The organism is Streptomyces sp. NPDC058464 (assembly GCF_042721035.1).
In the GTDB taxonomy this organism is placed as follows: Bacteria; Actinomycetota; Actinomycetes; order Streptomycetales; family Streptomycetaceae; genus Streptomyces.
Window position 1 is genome coordinate 24,891 of sequence record NZ_JBHXMA010000051.1, and the last position, 17,818, is coordinate 42,708.

The 17,818-nt window shown below is 71.6% G+C and carries 13 protein-coding genes; 5 read left to right on the top strand and 8 right to left on the bottom strand.

The features are described 5' to 3' along the window. Nucleotides 1-38: 38 nt before the first annotated feature. The 8 genes from ACFWPQ_RS43720 to ACFWPQ_RS43755 form a co-directional block, all read right to left on the bottom strand. Nucleotides 39-707, bottom strand: a complete 669-nt coding sequence (locus ACFWPQ_RS43720; protein WP_384048281.1) for a DUF2238 domain-containing protein — start codon at nucleotides 705-707, stop codon at nucleotides 39-41. A gap of 68 nt (nucleotides 708-775) precedes the next feature. Next, the gene (locus ACFWPQ_RS43725) at nucleotides 776-1,201 is read right to left on the bottom strand and encodes an SsgA family sporulation/cell division regulator (protein ID WP_361301578.1); all 426 of its coding nucleotides are present in this window, start codon (nucleotides 1,199-1,201) and stop codon (nucleotides 776-778) included. 128 nt (nucleotides 1,202-1,329) lie between these two features. After that, a complete protein-coding gene (locus ACFWPQ_RS43730; protein WP_384048284.1) occupies nucleotides 1,330-2,367 on the bottom strand; it encodes a hypothetical protein in 1,038 nt (345 codons plus the stop codon). Nucleotides 2,368-2,490: 123 nt separating this feature from the next. Further along, nucleotides 2,491-4,113: a serine/threonine protein kinase gene (locus ACFWPQ_RS43735; protein WP_384048287.1), complete on the bottom strand. Its 1,623-nt coding sequence runs from the start codon at nucleotides 4,111-4,113 to the stop codon at nucleotides 2,491-2,493. 200 nt (nucleotides 4,114-4,313) lie between these two features. Then, complete coding sequence (locus ACFWPQ_RS43740) at nucleotides 4,314-5,276, bottom strand: threonine/serine dehydratase (RefSeq protein WP_384048399.1); 963 nt, start codon at nucleotides 5,274-5,276, stop codon at nucleotides 4,314-4,316. A 134-nt stretch (nucleotides 5,277-5,410) separates the two neighbouring features. Continuing rightward, complete coding sequence (locus tag ACFWPQ_RS43745; protein ID WP_384048290.1) at nucleotides 5,411-6,088, bottom strand: AIM24 family protein; 678 nt, start codon at nucleotides 6,086-6,088, stop codon at nucleotides 5,411-5,413. 56 nt (nucleotides 6,089-6,144) lie between these two features. After that, the gene (locus tag ACFWPQ_RS43750) at nucleotides 6,145-7,488 is read right to left on the bottom strand and encodes a CAP domain-containing protein (protein WP_384048293.1); all 1,344 of its coding nucleotides are present in this window, start codon (nucleotides 7,486-7,488) and stop codon (nucleotides 6,145-6,147) included. Between the two features lie 103 nt (nucleotides 7,489-7,591). Continuing rightward, the gene (locus ACFWPQ_RS43755) at nucleotides 7,592-8,818 is read right to left on the bottom strand and encodes a serine hydrolase domain-containing protein (RefSeq protein WP_384048296.1); all 1,227 of its coding nucleotides are present in this window, start codon (nucleotides 8,816-8,818) and stop codon (nucleotides 7,592-7,594) included. A gap of 308 nt (nucleotides 8,819-9,126) precedes the next feature. Here ACFWPQ_RS43755 and ACFWPQ_RS43760 point away from each other — a divergent pair, with 308 nt between their 5' ends. From ACFWPQ_RS43760 to ACFWPQ_RS43780, 5 genes are all read left to right on the top strand, one after another. Continuing rightward, nucleotides 9,127-10,899 (top strand): M4 family metallopeptidase, encoded by a 1,773-nt coding sequence (locus ACFWPQ_RS43760; protein ID WP_384048299.1) that lies wholly within the window; start codon nucleotides 9,127-9,129, stop codon nucleotides 10,897-10,899. Between the two features lie 194 nt (nucleotides 10,900-11,093). Beyond that, nucleotides 11,094-12,284 carry an ROK family protein gene (locus ACFWPQ_RS43765; protein WP_384048302.1) on the top strand — a complete coding sequence of 397 codons (1,191 nt, stop codon included), beginning with the start codon at nucleotides 11,094-11,096 and terminating at the stop codon, nucleotides 12,282-12,284. A gap of 31 nt (nucleotides 12,285-12,315) precedes the next feature. Continuing rightward, nucleotides 12,316-14,112: an alpha-galactosidase D gene (locus ACFWPQ_RS43770; RefSeq protein ID WP_384048305.1), complete on the top strand. Its 1,797-nt coding sequence runs from the start codon at nucleotides 12,316-12,318 to the stop codon at nucleotides 14,110-14,112. A gap of 115 nt (nucleotides 14,113-14,227) precedes the next feature. After that, nucleotides 14,228-16,576, top strand: coding sequence for a glycoside hydrolase N-terminal domain-containing protein (locus ACFWPQ_RS43775; RefSeq protein WP_384048308.1), 2,349 nt, complete (start codon nucleotides 14,228-14,230; stop codon nucleotides 16,574-16,576). Next, nucleotides 16,573-17,802: an SGNH/GDSL hydrolase family protein gene (locus tag ACFWPQ_RS43780; RefSeq protein ID WP_384048311.1), complete on the top strand. Its 1,230-nt coding sequence runs from the start codon at nucleotides 16,573-16,575 to the stop codon at nucleotides 17,800-17,802. Before ACFWPQ_RS43775 ends, ACFWPQ_RS43780 begins: the two co-directional genes overlap by 4 nt. The last annotated feature ends 16 nt before the right edge of the window (nucleotides 17,803-17,818 follow it).

The following is a 17,818-nucleotide window of genomic DNA, read 5'->3' on the forward strand; positions in this document are numbered from 1 at the left end:
GCGCCCGCCGACCCGCCTCCAGCGCCCGCCGACCCGCGTCACGCGACCCGCCGGGCCGTCTCCAACGCCCGCAGCTGACGGTCGTGCACCCTGCGGAGCACCAGCACGGACACCGTCGCCCCGATCAGCGCGCAGAACATGTCCCACTGGGTGTCCCACACGTCCCCCTGGGTGGCGAGGAAGGCGTCCGCGCCGTGGCCGCCGATCTCGGCCGCCAGCCACTCCAGCAGCTCGAAGAAGGCGCTGAACGCGAGGCAGGCGCAGACCGTCAGCGGGGCCAGCCAGCGGCTGCCGCGCAACGGGGAGGTCCGGACGAGGAGTTCCCGGACCAGGACCGCCGGCACGAAGCCCTGCATGAGGTGACCGAAGCGGTCGTACGGATTGCGGGACAGGTGGAAGGTGTCGCGCACCCAGTCGCCCACCGGCACCTCGGCGTAGGTGTAGTGGCCGCCGACGGCGAGCACCAGCGCGTGCGCCGCGAGGAGCGTGGCCAGCAGGCCCGTCAGCGGGAAGCGCCGCCAGGTCAGCACCACCACCGGCAGCCCGACCAGCACCCACACCGTCTCCAGGAGCCAGGTCGTGCGGTCCCGCGCTCCCCAGGCCGAGAGCGCCATGCCGGCCACCACCACTCCGGCGAGCAGGGCCGGCGGCACCCGGCGGGGCACCCGGTGCGGAAGGGGGCGCGGGGCGGACTGCACTGCGGTCATGGCGGACTCCTTGTCGTGGGAGCCCCATCGTGGCCGCGGCGTCCGAGCGTCTACATGAGTACGGCTACTCAGCCGGTGGCGAGGATCTCCGCGAGTACGTCGTCCACGGGAACCTGTTCCCGGCCGGGCGGCACGGCCAGGTAGGTGTCGCTCAGGAAGGAGGCCAGCGCGGGTGCCCACGCGAACACCACCGCGTGGTGGCGGCTGCCGCCCGGCAGGGGGTCGCCGAGGAAGTCCATGCGCACTTCCCTCCAGCGCCCCTGCCGTACGGGACGCAGCCGTACGTCCCCGACCCCGACCGGCTCTCTGAGACCGTCGTTCAGCATCTCGCGGTCCAGCCGCCACCGGGCGAGCACCCGGCCGTCCAGGGTGAACACCGCGGTCACGGCGAACGGGTCACCGGCGTCGTACGACAGATGTGCGAGGACGGGACAGCGGTCCGTCCCGTCCGCCCGGAGTTGTACGACCAGGGTCCTGTGCACGATGGGGTTCACGCGAGTGGCCTCCGAGAACGATCGGCTGGTGCCCTCTAGTACCCCTCTCGCGGGAAAAACGCTCAATCCTGAGCGGAATTCCCCTACGAATCCTACGAATCCGACGAGCCCTACGAGTACTGCGTACGCTACGCGTCCTCCGTGCCCTTCGTGCCCCGCAGTGCGGCCAGGCAGGAGCCGATGGCCTGCTGGAGATCCTCCAGACGCTGGACCATGTCGTCCTCGTAGAAGTCCTGGGCGTCGTCGAAGGTCAGCTCCTCGAACGCCTTGGTCGCCTTCTGCAGGCTGTTGTAGAACTTGGTGCGCTTCTCCTGGACCCGCAGTTCGGGGTCGGCCTCCACCGCCTCCACCACCAGGTTCTTCATGGTGTCGAAGGCCTCGGCCGCCCACTCGCCGGTGTCCTCGTCCTCGTCCAGTTCGTCGAGGAGCGACAGATGGCGCTCGGCTTCCTGGCGCAGGTCGGTCGGCGCGTCGACGGTCTGTCCGGCCGGGGTCTTGATCTGGCCGGACTCGGCGATCTGCCGGACATAGCCGATGCGGTCGGCCGAGCGGCTCTCGGTGGCGACGGCCTTCTTCAGGTCGGCGGTGCGGACCACGTCCCGGGCCAGCACGGTCTGCAGGTCCGGATCCTCCTTGATGCGGTCGAGGAGGGCCGAGCGGGCGGCGCGGGCAGTGGACGGGTCGGCGAGGATCGCGGCGCGCAGCGCGGTGGGGTTCTCGGCGACTTCGAGGGCTTTGGTGGGCCGGATGCCCTCGGCCTCGGCGGCCTCCGCGATGGCGGTGCCGCGCTCCGAGCTGGCGCTGTTGCGGGAGACGTAGTAGTCCAACCAGACGTCGGAGTCCGGGAGTTCCACCTCCTGGCCCGGCGCGAGGGCCTCGAAGTGCGGGACCAGACCGTCGTCGGCGGCCTTGTCCCACGCCTTGTAGTAGCGCATGACGCGCTCGGCGGAGCAGCCGGCCAGCTCGGCGAACTCCTTCGCCGAGACCTTCGGCGTCTCCTCCGCGCCCTGCCCTCCCGGCCGTACGCTGCGGGCCACCATCAGCCCGAACGTCCAGCCTCCGGTCCGCACATAGGCGCCGAACTCGCGCGCGTCCCGCGCCACCAGGTCGGAGAGGGGAGCCGGGGACGCGCTGGACGTCTCGGACGGGTCGATCGCTAGGGTCACGGAGGACACTCCTGAAGGCTGCCGAACTGCATACGTACCGACCGGCAGCCTATATCCACCCATTGGCCAGGGTTTGCCACACCGTCGAAGACCGGCCGAGCGCGTCGCACCGCACCCGGCGGATCAGCTCGCCGAACCGCGGAACGTCTCCAGGAAGGTCTTCCTGGCGAGTCTGTCGGCCGCGTCGTCCCAGGCGTCGGCGGGTGTCGTGATACGCAGTGAGAAGCTGCGGCCGCCGCCGAGCAGGAAGCCGCGGCCGAAGGTGTGCACCCGGTCGGCGCCGGTCCCGGAGAGCCACTCCATGTCGGCCGCCTTGTGCCCCTGGTAGGTGGTCGCCTTGATCTCGCCGACCAGCTGGTAGCCGTCCAGCTTCTCCAGACCCGGCTCCACCTCGTCCCGCCAGATCGCGACCGGATCCGGGCCCGCCTGGGTGCTGTAGGTGACGGCCAGGGTGCGCAGGTCGTCGCCGCCCGGGCCGAAGGTGACGCGGTAGGCGACGTCGTCCTGGGCGGTGTCCAGGCGCTTCCAGCCCTTCGGGAGTGCGACGGAGAACCCCTCCGGGGCGGTGTAGCGGTGGAAGCCGGCCGGCAGGGCACCGGCCGTGGCCGTCGCCGAGGGGGACGCGGAGGCGGAGGCGGCGGGCGACGGGGTGGGGGAGGCGGACGGCGTCCGGGACGGTGAGGGGCTCGGGACGTTGCCGTCCGTGCGGTTGGCCGGGTCGCCTGCCGTGGCGGAGGCGCTCGGGGCCGAGCCCGCCGTGGAGGCGCCCGGCAGGCCCTGGGTGGCGGCCAGCACCGCGACCGACACGGTCACCACGGCCAGCGCGGTCCCGCCGATCATGGTGGTCCGGCTCCACCCGGAGGCCCGCGCGGCCACATACGCACCGCGCAGCCGGGAGACGGGTGCCGGCTGTTCGACCGCGTCGGGGTCCTCCTCCAGGACACGTGTCAGTGCCTGACGCACCACCGGGCGGCTCAGCCGCTCCCGGGAGTTCTTCCGCAGCAGCCCCTGCACCACCTGGGTCAGCGGGCCGGCCCGCAGCGGGGTGCGCAACGGCAGCCGGTCCACGCCCTTCAGGGTGGCGTCCGCCTTGCCCCGGTCCCGGAACGGCGGCCGCCCCTCGACCATCGCGTAGAGGATCGCGCCGAGCGCCCACAGATCCGCCGCGGGCCCGATGCGCTCGTCCCGGGCCTGCTCCGGCGAGGCGTACGACGGCGCGGTGACCCGGGGCGCCAGCGTCGCGCCGGCCAGGCCGAACCCGGTGACGACGACCGGGCCCCGGTCACGGACGAAGATCTGCCCGGGGCTGAGCTCGCCGTGCGTGTAGCCGTCGGCGTGCGCGGCCTCCAGCACGTCGAGCACCTCGAGTCCGATGCGGGCGGCCCGTACGTAGTTGAACGCGGGCTGCTGGGCGAGCAGCTCACTGAGCGGCGTGCCGTCGATCACCTCCGTGACCGTCCACAGCGCGCCCGCCTCCTCGAAGGCGTCGATCACCATGGCGACCCTGCCGGGCCGCAGCGCGCTCATCACCTCGGAGGAGCGCAGAATACGGGCCGTGGTCCGGCGCACGGTGTCCTCGCTGGGCGGCTCGGGAAACGCGATGTGGGTCACCAGGCGCGGTCGCTCGGCCTGCACGTCCTCCGCGTACCAGGTGATGCGGTTCGGCTCGCGGTCGGCGACTTCGAGGAGCCGGTACCTTCCGGCGACCAACTCTTGTGCGGAGACATGCGCCTTGACCATCGTCATCCCTCGCTGAAACCCCTGCCTCGTCATTAACCAGAAGTACGCGGGGCGAGCCCGGGTTTGTTCAAAGAATCTGCAACTCGGGGACCGTTCTTGCCTTTTATTCAAGTGGCCGCACCGGCCGGGAACTTGAGGAAAACAGTGAATGACCGGGCTTCGACCTGCGGGTAACCGACGGTAAAAGCCCGGCTGCGATCCGCTGGTCAGTCCAGTCCGAAGCGCGCGGTCCACTCCGAGATCTCCTGGTGCGTCACATTGCCCCCGCAGACCACGAGGCCGATCCGCGCCCCGTCGCCGGCCCGCTCCCGCACCTGCCGGGCCGCGGGCAGCAGACAGCCGGCGGCCGGCTCGGTCCACACCTTGGCGTGCTCGGCGAACTCCAGGCTGCCCCGCACCGCCTCCCGGTCCGGCACCACCAGCACCTCCTCCACCAGCGCCACCGCATGGTCGAAAGTCAGCCGGGACACCGACGGCGCGCTGAGCGTCGTCACGATCGACGACACCGCGACCGGCAGCGGACCGCCGGCCGTGAGCGCCTCGGACATGGCCTGCGCGCCCGCCGTCTCCACGCCCCACACCCGCACCCCGGGGCGGCGGGCCCGCAGCGCGGCCGCGACCCCGGCGATCAGGCCCCCGCCGCCGATGCTGACGATCACGTCGGTGAGGTCGTCGTCCGCGTCATCGGCGAGCTCAAGGCCCACCGTGCCCTGTCCGGCGATCACCACCGGGTCGTCGAAGGGGTGGACCAGCGTGAGTCCCTCGTCCCGCAGCCGCGGCACCAGCTCGAACGCCGAGTCCATGCCGTCGGTGAGCCGCACCGACGCCCCGGCCGCCTCGACCAGCCGGATCGACCGGGCGGGTGCGGTACGGGGCATCACCACCGTCGCCTTCACGTCGAGGGCCGCGGCCATCACCGCGAGGGCGATGCCGTGGTTGCCGCCGCTGACCGCCACCACGCCGGCCGCCCGCTCGGCCTCGCTCAGTGACAGCAGCTTCGCGGTGGCCCCGCGCGCCTTGAAGGAGCCGGTGCGCTGGAGGAGTTCGAGCTTGGCGGTGACCGGGACGCCGAGCAGCTCCGACAGGCCGGGGCTGGGCACAGTGGGGGTGCGGACGACGTGTCCCGCGACCAGCCGGGCCGCGGCTTCGATGTCCGAGATGCCGATGATGCCGTTCAAGGCGGTTCACCCTTCCGGCGCGGGGGCGACGGTCCGCGCCGTTCGCACCCTCACCCGGCCGGACCGCCCTGGTCAACCCGCCCCCGCCGGGGCGGCGGGGTCAGGCGGACCAGGGCTGCCGGATGTCAGTGCTGCTGTGCCTTCTGCGGGGTCAGCTCGCTCGGCCGGACCACGACGTATCCCTCGCCCTGGAGCATCAGCTGGACCGCCTCGCCCGAACCGCCGCGCAGCATCGACCCGATGGACTGCGAGCGGTGCAGTGAGGTCTGCAGGTGTGCGGTCCAGCCCACCACCGCGTCCGTGTCGACGTACACCGGGGCCTGCGGCGAGACCGGGATCACCAGCGGGTTGCCGTCGCAGACCAGGCCCAGCCTGCCGTGTCCGGAGAACACGCTGTTGAACAGACCGCCGCCGGCGATGCCCGACCCCTTCACGGTCCTGATCTCGTACGCCAGGGTGGCGTCGAAGCACAGGACGTTGCGGCCGTTCACCGTGAACTGGTCGCCCGGCTCTATCTCGACGATGAAGCAGTTCTGCGCCTCGTGCGCGAACCAGGCCTCGCCCTGGCCCTGCACGGACATCAGCGGAAGCCCCTCGCCGGTGACCGCGCGCTTGAGCATGCCGCCCACGCCCTGGCCCTTGCGTTCGAACTTCAGACCGCCGCGGTGCGCGATCATCGCGCCCTGACGGGCGTGCATCTCGCCGTTGACCGCGTACCTGATGCACTTCGCGTTCTCGACGGTCATGCCCGGCTCCATCGCCGGGGCCACCATGTGCTGACTGGAAAAGAGATCACCCTTCATGCGGGGCATGGTGTCCCGGACGGACCCGTTCCGCCAAGATCGCGGACGGTACCGGTTCAGGCACCGAACAGCTGGGTCCAGTAGGTGCCGGCCCGGCCGCCGCCTGCGAAGCCGATGCCTATGTGGGTGAAGTCCGGTTTGAGGATGTTCGCCCGGTGGCCCGGACTGTTCATCCAGCCGTCCACCACCTCGGCCGCGGAGCGCTGGCCGCAGGCGATGTTCTCGCCGATGGTGCGCCGCCGTGAGCCCGCGGCGGCGGCCCGGTCCCACGGCTGGGTGCCCTCGGGCGAGGTGTGCGAGTAGAAGTCGCGGGTCGCCATGTCCGTGCTGTACGCCTGCGCGGCCGTGGCCAGCTGCGGATCCACCGCGAGCGGCCGCAGCCCGGCCCGGGTCCGCTCGCGGTTGGTGAGGTCGACGACCTCGGTGCGGGTGCGGGACAGTTCGGCGTGGGTGAGGGGTCTGGCCCACAGGGCGGTCCAGTAGGTGTCCCCGTTCCGCGGGCCGCGGGCGTGGGCGAGGCCGGCGTGGGTGAACGCCGGGTCGAGCAGGGTGCGCCGGGCGTCCTCGGTGCGCAGGCAGTAGTCGATGAACTCGGCCGGGGTGCGGGGGCCGGAGACGAGGTGTTCGCCGACCGTGACGTAGGTGAATCCGGTGGCGCTGATCCGCTGGTGGACGGAGACGCCGTCGCGGCTCTCGCCGGCCAGCCGGCCGGCCTCGGCCATCGCGCCGGCGTGGGCGAGGGCGGCCGAGGTGAGCCGGGCGTCCTGGGCCACCGGCGGGCGGCCGGCCCGGGCGCGGGCGGAGTTGACCAGGCCCAGCAGGCCGTCCGGATCGGGGAGCGAGGCCGTCGAGGGGCGGGCCGGCGAGGCCGCTGTGCGCTGGGCCGGGATCGAGGCGCGGAATCCGCCGGCCGGCTGCCGGTCCTCGACCACGTCGACCCCGAAGTCCCGGGCGAGCCCCGCCAGTCCGTCCGCGTACCCCTGGCCGATCGCGCGCAGCTTCCAGCCGGTGCCCCGGCGGTAGATCTCGGAGAGCAGCAGCAGGGTCTCCGTCTGCGGGCGCGCCGGTGCGAAACGGGCCACCGTACGGCCGAGGCGGTCGGTCACGTGCAGGGTGGCGGCGGGCAGCCGGCCGAGCGGGGTGCCGGGCTCGGCGGCGGTGACCGTGAGGGTGACGCGCTGGGCGCCGGCCCGCAGCAGGGCCGGTTCGACGGTCAGCGTGTCGCCGCGCAGCCGGACGCCGGGCGCGTCCGGCTGGTTGTAGAAGACGAAGTCGGCGTCGCCGCCGACCTTGCCGCTCTCGTCGGTGATCAGTGCCGACACGTCGAAGGGACCGGGCACCCGCAGTGTCAGCGCGCCGCCCGGAAGGGGCAGATTGCCCCCGGGGACCAGCTCGCTCATCGCGCCGCCTCTACGAGGTCAGGGGCCGAACGCCGCGCCCGGTGGGGGAGTCGCCGGTTGAACGTCCGGCCCGGGCGCGAGGTTCCCTCGGCGCGTCGCGGTGCTACTGCTCGGTCGGCACGGCGGGTGCCACGTCCTCCCGCTCGAGCGGCACGGCTGAGCTGCGCACGGACTTCTGCTTGCCGCAGAACACCGGCTCCAGCGTGGCCGCCAGCGCGTTGAGCACGTCGGAGCTGTTGGACGCGTTGGCGAGCGCGGTGACGCTGCGCTTGCCGTCCTTGCTGGTGAAGGCGTACGTGTAGTAGCCCTGCACGGCGCCCGTGTGGCCGTACACCGAGACCCCGCAGGACAGGTCGCGGCGGCGCAGCCCGAGCCCGTAGGAGGTGTTCGAGTTGACGCGGGTGAAGCGCTCCATCTCGGCGAGGCGGGCCGTCGACGTGAGCTTGCCGCGCACCAGCGCCGAGTAGAACGTGTCGAGATCGCGGGCGCTGGAGATGATGGCGCCCGCGCTCTGCGCCCAGGAGACCGTCTGGTCGGTGGCGTCGACGGGCGCGGCGCCCGCCTGGTCGGCGGTGAGGTAGCCGTTGGCGTGCTGTCCCGGGATCTTCTTGTCGGGGTGCACATAGAAGGTGTCGGTCAGCTGCAGCGGCTTGAAGATGCGGTTCTCGTACTCCGTGCGCACGCTGTGCCCGGTGAGCTTCTCGATGAGCAGGCCGGCGACCACGAAGTTGGTGTTGGAGTACGAGTAGGCGGCGCCCGGGGCGTTGGTGCGCGGCTTCTTCAGGGACAGGTCCACCAGCTGCCGGTAGGTGAAGACCTTGTCGCGGACCGCCTCGAAGCCGGACACGCTGCTGGCGAACATGTCGTTGGTGTAGTCGTACAGACCGCTGCGGTGGCTCAGCACCTGCCGCACGGTGATGCGGTCGTCCGGCAGCAGTCCGGGCAGGTAGCGGTTTACCGACGCGTCCAGGGCGAGCTTGTGCTCGTCCACCAGCTGCAGCAGGACCACCGCCGAGAACGTCTTGGTGACACTGCCCACCCGGAAGCGGTCGGTGGTGGTGAGGGCCCGCCGGCTCGTGCGGTCGGCGACGCCCTGTGCGGACCGGAGGACCTGCGTGCCGTCGTCGATGCGGGCCATCGCGCCGGGCGCGCCCTTCGCCACCACCGAGCGCAGCACCGCGGTCAGCCCCGCGGTGTCGGGCGCTGGCAGGGCGGTGGCCGCCTCCGGCCCCGGGGCCGACCTCATGGGCGCCGCCTGGGCCGGGACCGCGAGCAGCGACAGCGTCACCGCCCCGAGCACCGCGCTTCTGCACACCATTGCCGAGACCATTCGGACCTGCTCCTCTCCGTGCTGTCTTCGATGCGAGATGAGTCACATAGGAGTGGGGGAACCTTCTCGCATCCCGTCACATCTCCACAGTCGATGCACAGTTGGTCACTCCCTGATCACCGTGCGGTGGAGATTCGCCAAGTATTGCCACGAAAAGCAGGAAAAGCGACGAATTCCGCTTTACATGGACATGATTCGTCCGGAAGGGTTGCGGCCCGGGGCCCGACCAGCCCCTTGGGCGCCCAACGGCGCTCTGCCGCAAGGCGGTTGGTGACCCCGGCCGTCTTCGAACGAAGGAACCCTGATCAGTGCGTAGTGCGCACATACGCAGCGTGGCCGTCGCCGTCGCCGTGACGACGGCCGCCACGGGCCTGGCCGGTACGGCCTTCGCCGGTCCCGCAACGGGGGAACGACAGTCTGCCGCGGCCTCCGCCACGACGGCCGCGCAGGTGGTGGCGGCCGCCCGGGCCGCCGCCTTCGCCCACGCCTCGGCGACCGGAGTCGGCGCGGGCGACGAGCTCCAGCCGCAGGACGTGATGATCGACCCCGAGGGGGCCCGCCACGTCCGCTTCGTCCGCACCCACCAGGGGATGCCGGTACTCGGCGGCGACCTCGTGGTCCATCTTTCCCACCGCTTGGCCTACACGGGCGTCACCCGCGCGGCCGACCACACCGTCAGGCCCGCCGCCACCGAGGCGAAGCTGACCGCCCGGCAGGCCGAGGAGAAGGCCGCCGCGGCCGCCGACGGAGACGCCGGCACCGCCCAGCTCGTGGTGGACGCCCGGGACGGCGCCGCCGCCCTCGCCTACCAGGTGACCGTCGACGGCTCCGACGGCTCCAGCACGGTCGTCGTCGACGCCCTCACCGGCCGGGTCCGCAGCAACACGCCGGACAGCGACGAGTTCCTCTCGCCCGAGCTGCTCAAGACCCTCCGCAGCCACGGCGAGACCCTCGACCCGGCCACCGGCGTCCAGGCCCTCACCGGCGCCGCGTCCGTCTCGGCCGCCACCCACTACCCGGTGACCGCCCACGGCTCCGGCAGGTCCCTCTTCGTGGGCAAGGTGCCGCTCACCACCACGCAGACCGCCCGCAAGAGCTTCCTGCTCAAGGACCCCACCCGCTACGGCACCGAGACCCGGGACGCCAAGGGCAGGGAGACCGAGAGCTTCGGGCAGGGCACCAAGTTCACCAGCACCACCGACAGCTGGGGCAACGGCACCACCACCAGCCGGGGCAGCGCCGCCGCCGACGCCCAGTACGGCATCACCGAGACCCTGGACTTCTACAAGAAGACCTTCGGCCGCAAGGGCATCGCGAACAACTCCAAGCCCGCCCGCGCCATGGTCCACTGGGGCAGGAAGGTCGGCAACGCCTTCTGGGACTCGGCCTGCGGCTGCATGCTGTACGGCGACGGGGACGGCGACCTGATCAAGAAGCCGCTGGTCGTCCTCGACGTCACCGGCCACGAGCTGACCCACGGCGTGGTGGACGCCACCGCCAAGCTCGAACCGACGTACGTCGACAACGACGGCAACCAGTTCGGCGAACCGGGCGCGCTGAACGAGTCGCTGGCCGACATCTTCGGCTCCGGCGTGGAGTTCTTCGCCAACAACCAGAAGAACCCGCCGAACTACCTGCTGGGCGAGAAGCTGGGCCTCGCCCAGAAGTTCCTGCGCCGCCTCGACCACCCCTCGCTCGACCGCCTCGAAGGCACCGTCGACTACTGGTCGCCCGAGGTGGCGAACGCCGAGGTGCACGCCGGCTCCGGCGTCTCCTCGCACGCCTTCTACCTGCTCGCCGAGGGCAGCGGCCGCAAGACGATCGGCGCCACCACCTACGACTCGCCGACCTACGACGGGTCCACGGTCACCGGCATCGGCCGCGCCAAGGCCACGGCGATCTTCTACCGTGCCCTGACCCGGTACATGGTCTCCTCGACCGACTTCCACGACGCGCGGATCGCGACGCTGAAGGCGGCCAAGGACCTCTACGGCGCGACCGGCGTCGAGTACCGCACGGTCGACCAGGCCTGGGCCGCGGTCGACGTCACCGAGGCCAACACGCCGGCCGCCCGCCACTGACGGGCGCGCCCCCACCGCTGATCCGGGTGCCCCGTCGGGGGGCTGGGCACCCGGATCGGTCGTGCTTGTGGAACACGAGTCAACGCCCCCACCTCACCCGCCATTTGAAGGCCACGGGAGCCTCACAGTCAACCTTCAGTTGATTCCTGTTTCTTTTATTGACAGCGGAAAATAAGCCACCTAAGTTCCCGGCCATGCGCTCCACCTCCCGTGCCGAGACGTTCCCGGCCCACACGCCGGCCGTCTCACAGATCTTCACCACGGTCCTGTCCCACGGCCCCCTCACCCGGCTGGAGGCGGCCCGCCGGGCCGGCCTGTCACCGGCGGCCGTGACCAAGGCCGTCCGGCCGCTGCTCGCGGCCGGGTACCTGGCGGAGGACGCCGACGGCGAGGCCCGGCCCGCCCTCGGACGCCCCGCCAACCTGGTACGGGTCGACGGCGGACGCGCGCTGTTCATCGGGGTCAAGGTCACCGGCGACGAGGTCATCGCGGTGCTCACCGACCTGTGTTGCCGGATCCTGCTGGCCCGCCGCCTCCCGGTCACGGACCGCGCCGCCAAGGCCGTTCTGACCTCCATCGCCGAACTGACCCACGAACTGCGCACCGAGGCCGAGGACTTCGGCGCCCCCGTCCTCGGCCTCGGCATCGCCGTCTCCGGCGACGTGGACCGCGCCGAGGGCACCGTGCGCTACTCGCCCTTCCTCGACTGGCGGGACGTGGCCCTCGCCGAACTCGCCGCCATGACCACCGGGTTGCCGGTCGTCGTCGACAACGACGTACGCGCCCTGACCGTCGCCGAGCAGTGGTTCGGCGCCGGCGTCGGGCTCTCCGACTTCGCCGTCGTCACCGTCGGCGCCGGCATCGGCTGCGGACTGGTGATCCACGGCCAGGTGGTGTCCGGCGCGCACGGGGTGGCGGGGGAGATCGGGCACGTGCCCCTCGACCCGGCCGGGCCGCTCTGCCACTGCGGCAACCGCGGCTGCGTGGAGGCGATCGCCGGGGACGCCGCGATCGTCACCCGCATGCGCGAGGTGACCGGCCGTCAAGTCGCCGACTCCGCCGCCGCGGTGGCCCTCGCCCACGAGGGCGTGCCCGGAGCCCGGGACGTGTACGCCACGGCCGGCGCGGCCATCGGCCGGGGCATCGCGACGGTGGCCAACCTCTTCGGCCCCGAACGCGTGATCATCTCCGGCGAGGGACTCGCCGCCTACGACCTCTTCGCCGAGCAGATCCTCGACACGTTCGCCGCGGCCGCCTTCGGCTCCGCCGCGCAGTGCGACGTACAGACCCGCCCACTCGCCTTCGAGGAGTGGGCGCGCGGGGCCGCGGCCGCCGCGATCCAGTCCTTCATCACCTCTTCTCCCACACCGACGGGCAAGGGCTGAGCCGCCCAAGACCCCGAACCCTGGAGGGCCCATGCGGTCACCTTCGAATTCCGTCCTGCCCGTACGCGGGCTGAGAACCGTCCTCGTGCTGGCACTGACGGCCGCCTTCGCGGCCGCCGTGCCCGCCGCGCAGGCCGACACGCCCGCCCCGATCGCCGCCAAGCCGTACATGGGCTGGTCGAGCTGGAGCATGCAGTCGTCCAAGTACCCGGGCCTGAACGACAAGGGCGACTACAGCTACCTCACCGAGGCGAACGTCCTCAAGCAGACCGACGCCCTGGCGAGCAAGCTGAAGAAGTACGGCTACGACTACGTCAACATCGACGCCGGCTGGTGGATGGACTGGAACTGGAAGCAGGGCTACGACCAGTACGGCCGCCAGCAGGCCGACCCCGCCCGCTTCCCCAGCGGCATGAAGGCCGTCGCCGACCGCATCCACGCCAAGGGCCTGAAGGCCGGCATCTACCTCCCGGCCGGCCTGGAGAAGGGCGCCTACGGGGACGGCAAGACGCCGATCTGGAACGCCGAGGGCTGCACCACCGCCGACATCGTCTACGACGACCTGCGCACCACCAACGGCTGGGACAGCTCGTACAAGATCGACTTCGACAAGCCCTGCGCGCAGAAGTACATAGACTCCCAGGCCCAGTTGATCGCCGACTGGGGTTACGACTTCCTCAAGCTCGACGGCGTCGGCCCCGGCTCCGGCAAGAGCGGCGACCAGTACGACAACGTCGCCGACGTCGCCGCCTGGCACAAGGCGATCACCGCCACCGGCCGCCCGATCCACCTGGAAGCCTCCTGGTCCCTGGACTACGGGCACGCCGCCGACTGGCAGAAGTACACCAACGGCTGGCGCATCGACACCGATGTCGAGTGCTACTGCAACACGCTGGTCAGCTGGGAGAACTCCGTCGACGACCGCTGGGACGACACCCCGGCCTGGACCGACAAGGCGGGCCCCGGCGGCTGGAACGACCTCGACTCCCTCGACGTCGGCAACGGCGCGATGGACGGCCTCACCAAGGCCGAGCGGCAGAGCTACGCCACGCTGTGGGCCATCGCCAAGTCGCCGCTGTTCACCGGTGACGACATCACCAAGCTCGACGACTACGGCGTCTCCCTGCTGACCAACCGCGACGTCATCGCGATCGACCAGAGCGACAACCCGCCGGCCCGGCCGATCACCCCGTCCGACCCGCAGCAGGTCTGGGCCGCGAAGAACGCCGACGGGACCTACACGGTCGCCCTGTTCAACCTCGCGGACTCGCCCTCGGCGGTCACCGCCGACTGGACCGCCCTCGGCTTCAGCGGCAAGGCCTCGGTCCGGGACGTCTGGAACAAGGAGAACCTCGGCAGCTTCCAGAACAAGATCACCGAGGCACTGCCGGCACACGGCTCGCGGCTGTTCACCGTGACGCCGAAGGGCAGCGCGCTGGCATCCACCGGGTACGAGGCCGAGGCGAGCGGCAACACGCTGAGCGGCAACGCCTCCGTCGCCGGGTGCGACGCGTGCTCCGGGCAGAAGAAGGTCGGGAACCTGTACCAGGGCGGCAAGCTGACCTTCAACAACGTGGTGGTCGACAAGGCGGGCACGTACCTGGTGAAGGTCGCCTACATCAGCGGTGACTCGCGGTCGGCCACCGTCGCGGCCAACGCCGGGAGCGGGACCGGCCACAAGTTCCCGTCCACCGGGGACTGGGGGACCGTGGCGACGGTGAGCGTGCCGGTGACTCTGAAGGCCGGGGCCAACACCATCAGCTTCGACAGCGGGTCGGGGTACGCGCCGGACGTCGACCGGATCGACGTTCCCAAGTCACCTCGCTAGTCGCTTCGGCAAGTGCGTCGTTCGGGAACTGCCGGCCGGTGGGGGCCGGTCGCGCAGTTCCCCGCGCCCCTGAGGGGGCGCGTTGTTCCCCCGCCTGACTTCAAAGGAACCAGTCATGCAGAACAACCAGCCCAGCAGACGAAGCTTCCTCGCCCTCGCCGCGGCCACCGGAGCCCTCGCCGGGCTCCCCTCCTTCACCGCCTCCGCCGCCCCGGTGCGCTCCTCGGAGGCGCTCGCCTCTCCCCGTCACCAGCTGTGGTGGCAGGCGCCCGCCGACGACGGGTCGATGATCACGCAGGGCCTTCCCGTCGGCAACGGCCGGCTCGGTGCCCTCGCGAGCAACGACTCCGGCCGCGAGCTCCTCCTGGTCACCGACGCCACGCTGTGGACCGGCGGGCTCAACGACACCCTCGACTCCGACGGCCAGTTCCCCTACGGCCGCGCCGACTTCGGCTCGCTCACCCTCCTCGCCCGGCTCGTCGTCGAGATACCCGACCACGACCTCGGCAGCGTCTCCGACTACCGCCGCACGCTCGACCTCGACAACGGCGTGGTGACGGCGTCCTACGTCCGCTCCGGAGTGACGTACCGGCGGCAGATCTTCGCCAGCCGCCCCGACGACGTGATCGTGCTGCACTTCGGCCAGGACGGCGGTGGCCGCTACACCGGCACCCTCACCTTCGAGGGCACCCACGGGGAGACCGGCGGCACCGCCGAGTCGTTCGCCGGGTCCTTCGCCAACGGACTGAAGTACGGGGCCGCCGTCAAGGCGTACGGCAGCGGCGGCAGCGTCCGGGTGAGCGGCTCGCACATCACCTTCACCGACTGCCGCGAGCTGACCGTCGTCCTCAGCGGCGGCACCGACTACGCACCGGACGCCGCAGCCGACTACCGCGACCCCTCCGTCAACCCGATGGCACTGGCCCGCACCAAGGTCAAGGCGGCCGCCCGGCACTCGGCGGACTCGCTGCTGCGCACCCACGCGGCCGACCACCGGGCGCTGTTCGGGCAGTTCGACCTCTCCCTCGGCACCTCGACCGCCGACCAGCGCGAGCTGGACACCTGGGCGCGCATCCAGGCCCGCGCCGACACCGGCGACCCGGACCCGGAACTCGAGGCCGCCTACGCCCAGTTCGGCCGCTACCTGATGATCGCCGGATCGCGCGACAGCCTGCCGATGGGCCTCCAGGGCATCTGGCTGGACGGCAACGACCCGGACTGGATGGGCGACTACCACACTGACATCAACATCCAGATGAACTACTGGATGTCCGACCGGCTGGGCCTGTCCCAGTGCTTCGACGCCTACACCGACTACTGCGTCGACCAGCTCCCCGCCTGGACCGACCTCACCCAGCGGCTCTTCCAGGACTCCCGCAACCGCTACCGCAACTCCAGCGGCAAGGTCGCCGGCTGGACCGTCGCCATCTCCACCAACCCCTTCGGCGGAGGCGGCTGGTGGTGGCACCCGGCGGGCAACGCCTGGCTGTGCCAGAGCCTCTGGGAGCACTACGAGTTCACCCGGTCCCGGGCCCACCTGGAGAAGATCTACCCCCTCCTCAAGGGCGCCTGCGAGTTCTGGGAGGCGCGGCTGCTCACCACGACCCTGGACGACGGCAGGGAGGTGCTGATCGCGGACAGCGACTGGTCGCCGGAGCAGGGCCCGCTGGACGCCAAGGGCATCACCTACGCCCAGGAACAGGTGTGGATGCTGTTCGGCAACTTCCGGACTGCGGCCGCCGAGCTGAAGAGGGATGCTGGATACGCGGGCACCATCGGCAAGCTCCGCGACCGCCTCTACCTGCCGGTGGTGAGCCCCAAGACCGGCTGGCTGGAGGAGTGGATGTCCCCGGACAACCTCGGCGAGACCACCCACCGCCACCTCTCGCCGCTGATCAACCTCTTCCCCGGCGACCGGATCCGCCCCGACGGCTCCACCCCCGCCGACATCGTCAAGGGCGCCACCGCCCTGCTCACCGCCCGCGGCATGGACAGCTTCGGCTGGGCCAACGCCTGGCGCTCGCTGTGCTGGTCCCGGCTGAAGGACGCCGACAAGGCCTACCAGCTCGTCGTCCGCAACCTCCGCCCCTCCGACAACGGCAGCAACGGCACCTCACCCAACCTCTTCGACATCTACCAGGTCGAGGAAGGCCGGGGCATCTTCCAGATCGAGGCCAACTTCGGCACGCCGACCGCGATCCTGGAGATGCTGCTGTACTCCCGACCGGGCCACCTGGAGCTCCTGCCGGCCCTCCCCGCCGCCTGGGCGGCCTCCGGCAAGGTCACCGGGGCGGGCGCGCGCGGCGGCTTCGTCGTCGACCTGAGCTGGCGGGACGGCAAGCCCACCGAGGCCCGGATCCGCAGCGTCGGCGGCCGTACGACCACGGTCGCCTACGGCGGCAGGACCCGGACGGTCACGCTGAAGCCCGGCGCGTCCGTCACGCTGAAGGACCTCGCGCGGTGACCGGCCGGTTCGCGCGGCTCCTCGGCCTCGCCGCCGTCTTACTGGCCACGGTCGCCTGCCAGACCGGGCCCGCCCAGGCGGCACCCGTGTGGGAGCCCTCCTCCCAGTCCGCCGCCACGCGGCACGACGTGGTCACCTGGGGGGCCAGCGCCGACCAGATGGGACAGGGCACCGCCGACCGCGGCTACCGGCTGGTCGTGCACACCAGCGCCGCCGGCAGCGGCCTGCGGGTGCGCCTCTCCAACGCGTTCGGCGACCGGCCCCTGACCCTGGACAGCGTCTACGCCGGTCTGCAGAGCCAGGGCGCCGCCCTCAAACCGGGCAGCAACAAGCGGCTGACCTTCGACGGCGCCGGCACGGTCACCGTGCCGGCCGGCGCCACCGCGTGGAGCGACCCGCTGCCCGGCAGCCTGCCCGCCGGCAGCAACCTGGTCGTCAGCCTGCACAGCCCCGACGCGGCCGGTCCCGCCACCGGCCACTGGATGGCCATGCAGACCTCCTACGCCACCCAGGGCGACCACACCGCCGAGGAGAGCGCCGCCAACTGGACCGAGACCACCGGCTCCTGGTGGTACCTGGACTCCGTCTCCGTACGGCCGAAGAACCCGGACACCGGGGCGGTGGTGGCGCTCGGCGACTCCATCACCGACGGCTGGGCGTCCACCAGCGACCAGAACCGCCGCTGGCCCGACTACCTCGCCCGCCGTCTCCAGAAGGCGGACACCGAGGTCAAGGGCGTGGCCGACGAGGGGATCTCCGGCAACCAGGTCCTCGCCGACGGCGCCGGGCAGGCGGCCCTCAAACGGCTGGACCGCGACGTCCTCAGCCAGCCGGGCGTCCGCACCGTCTTCCTCTTCGAGGGGGTCAACGACATCAAGGCCCACACCGGGGTCACCGCGGCCGACCTGATCGCCGGCTACCAGGAGGTCGTCCGGCGGGCGCACGCGGCCGGGAAGTGCGTGGTCGCCTCGACCGTCGGGCCGTTCGAGGGCTGGTCGGAGTGGGACCCGGCGGGCGAGGCCGTACGCCAGCAGGTCAACCAGTACATCCGCACCAGCGGGGAGTTCGACGGGATCGCCGACTTCGACCGGATCCTGCGCAGCCCCTACGACCAGGCGCGGATGCTGCCGTTCCTGGACGGCGGCGACCACATCCACCCCAACGACAAGGGAATGCAGGCCATGGCCGACTCCGTCGACCTGGCGAGCCTCGACTGCGGCCACTGAGACACCTGGACCACCC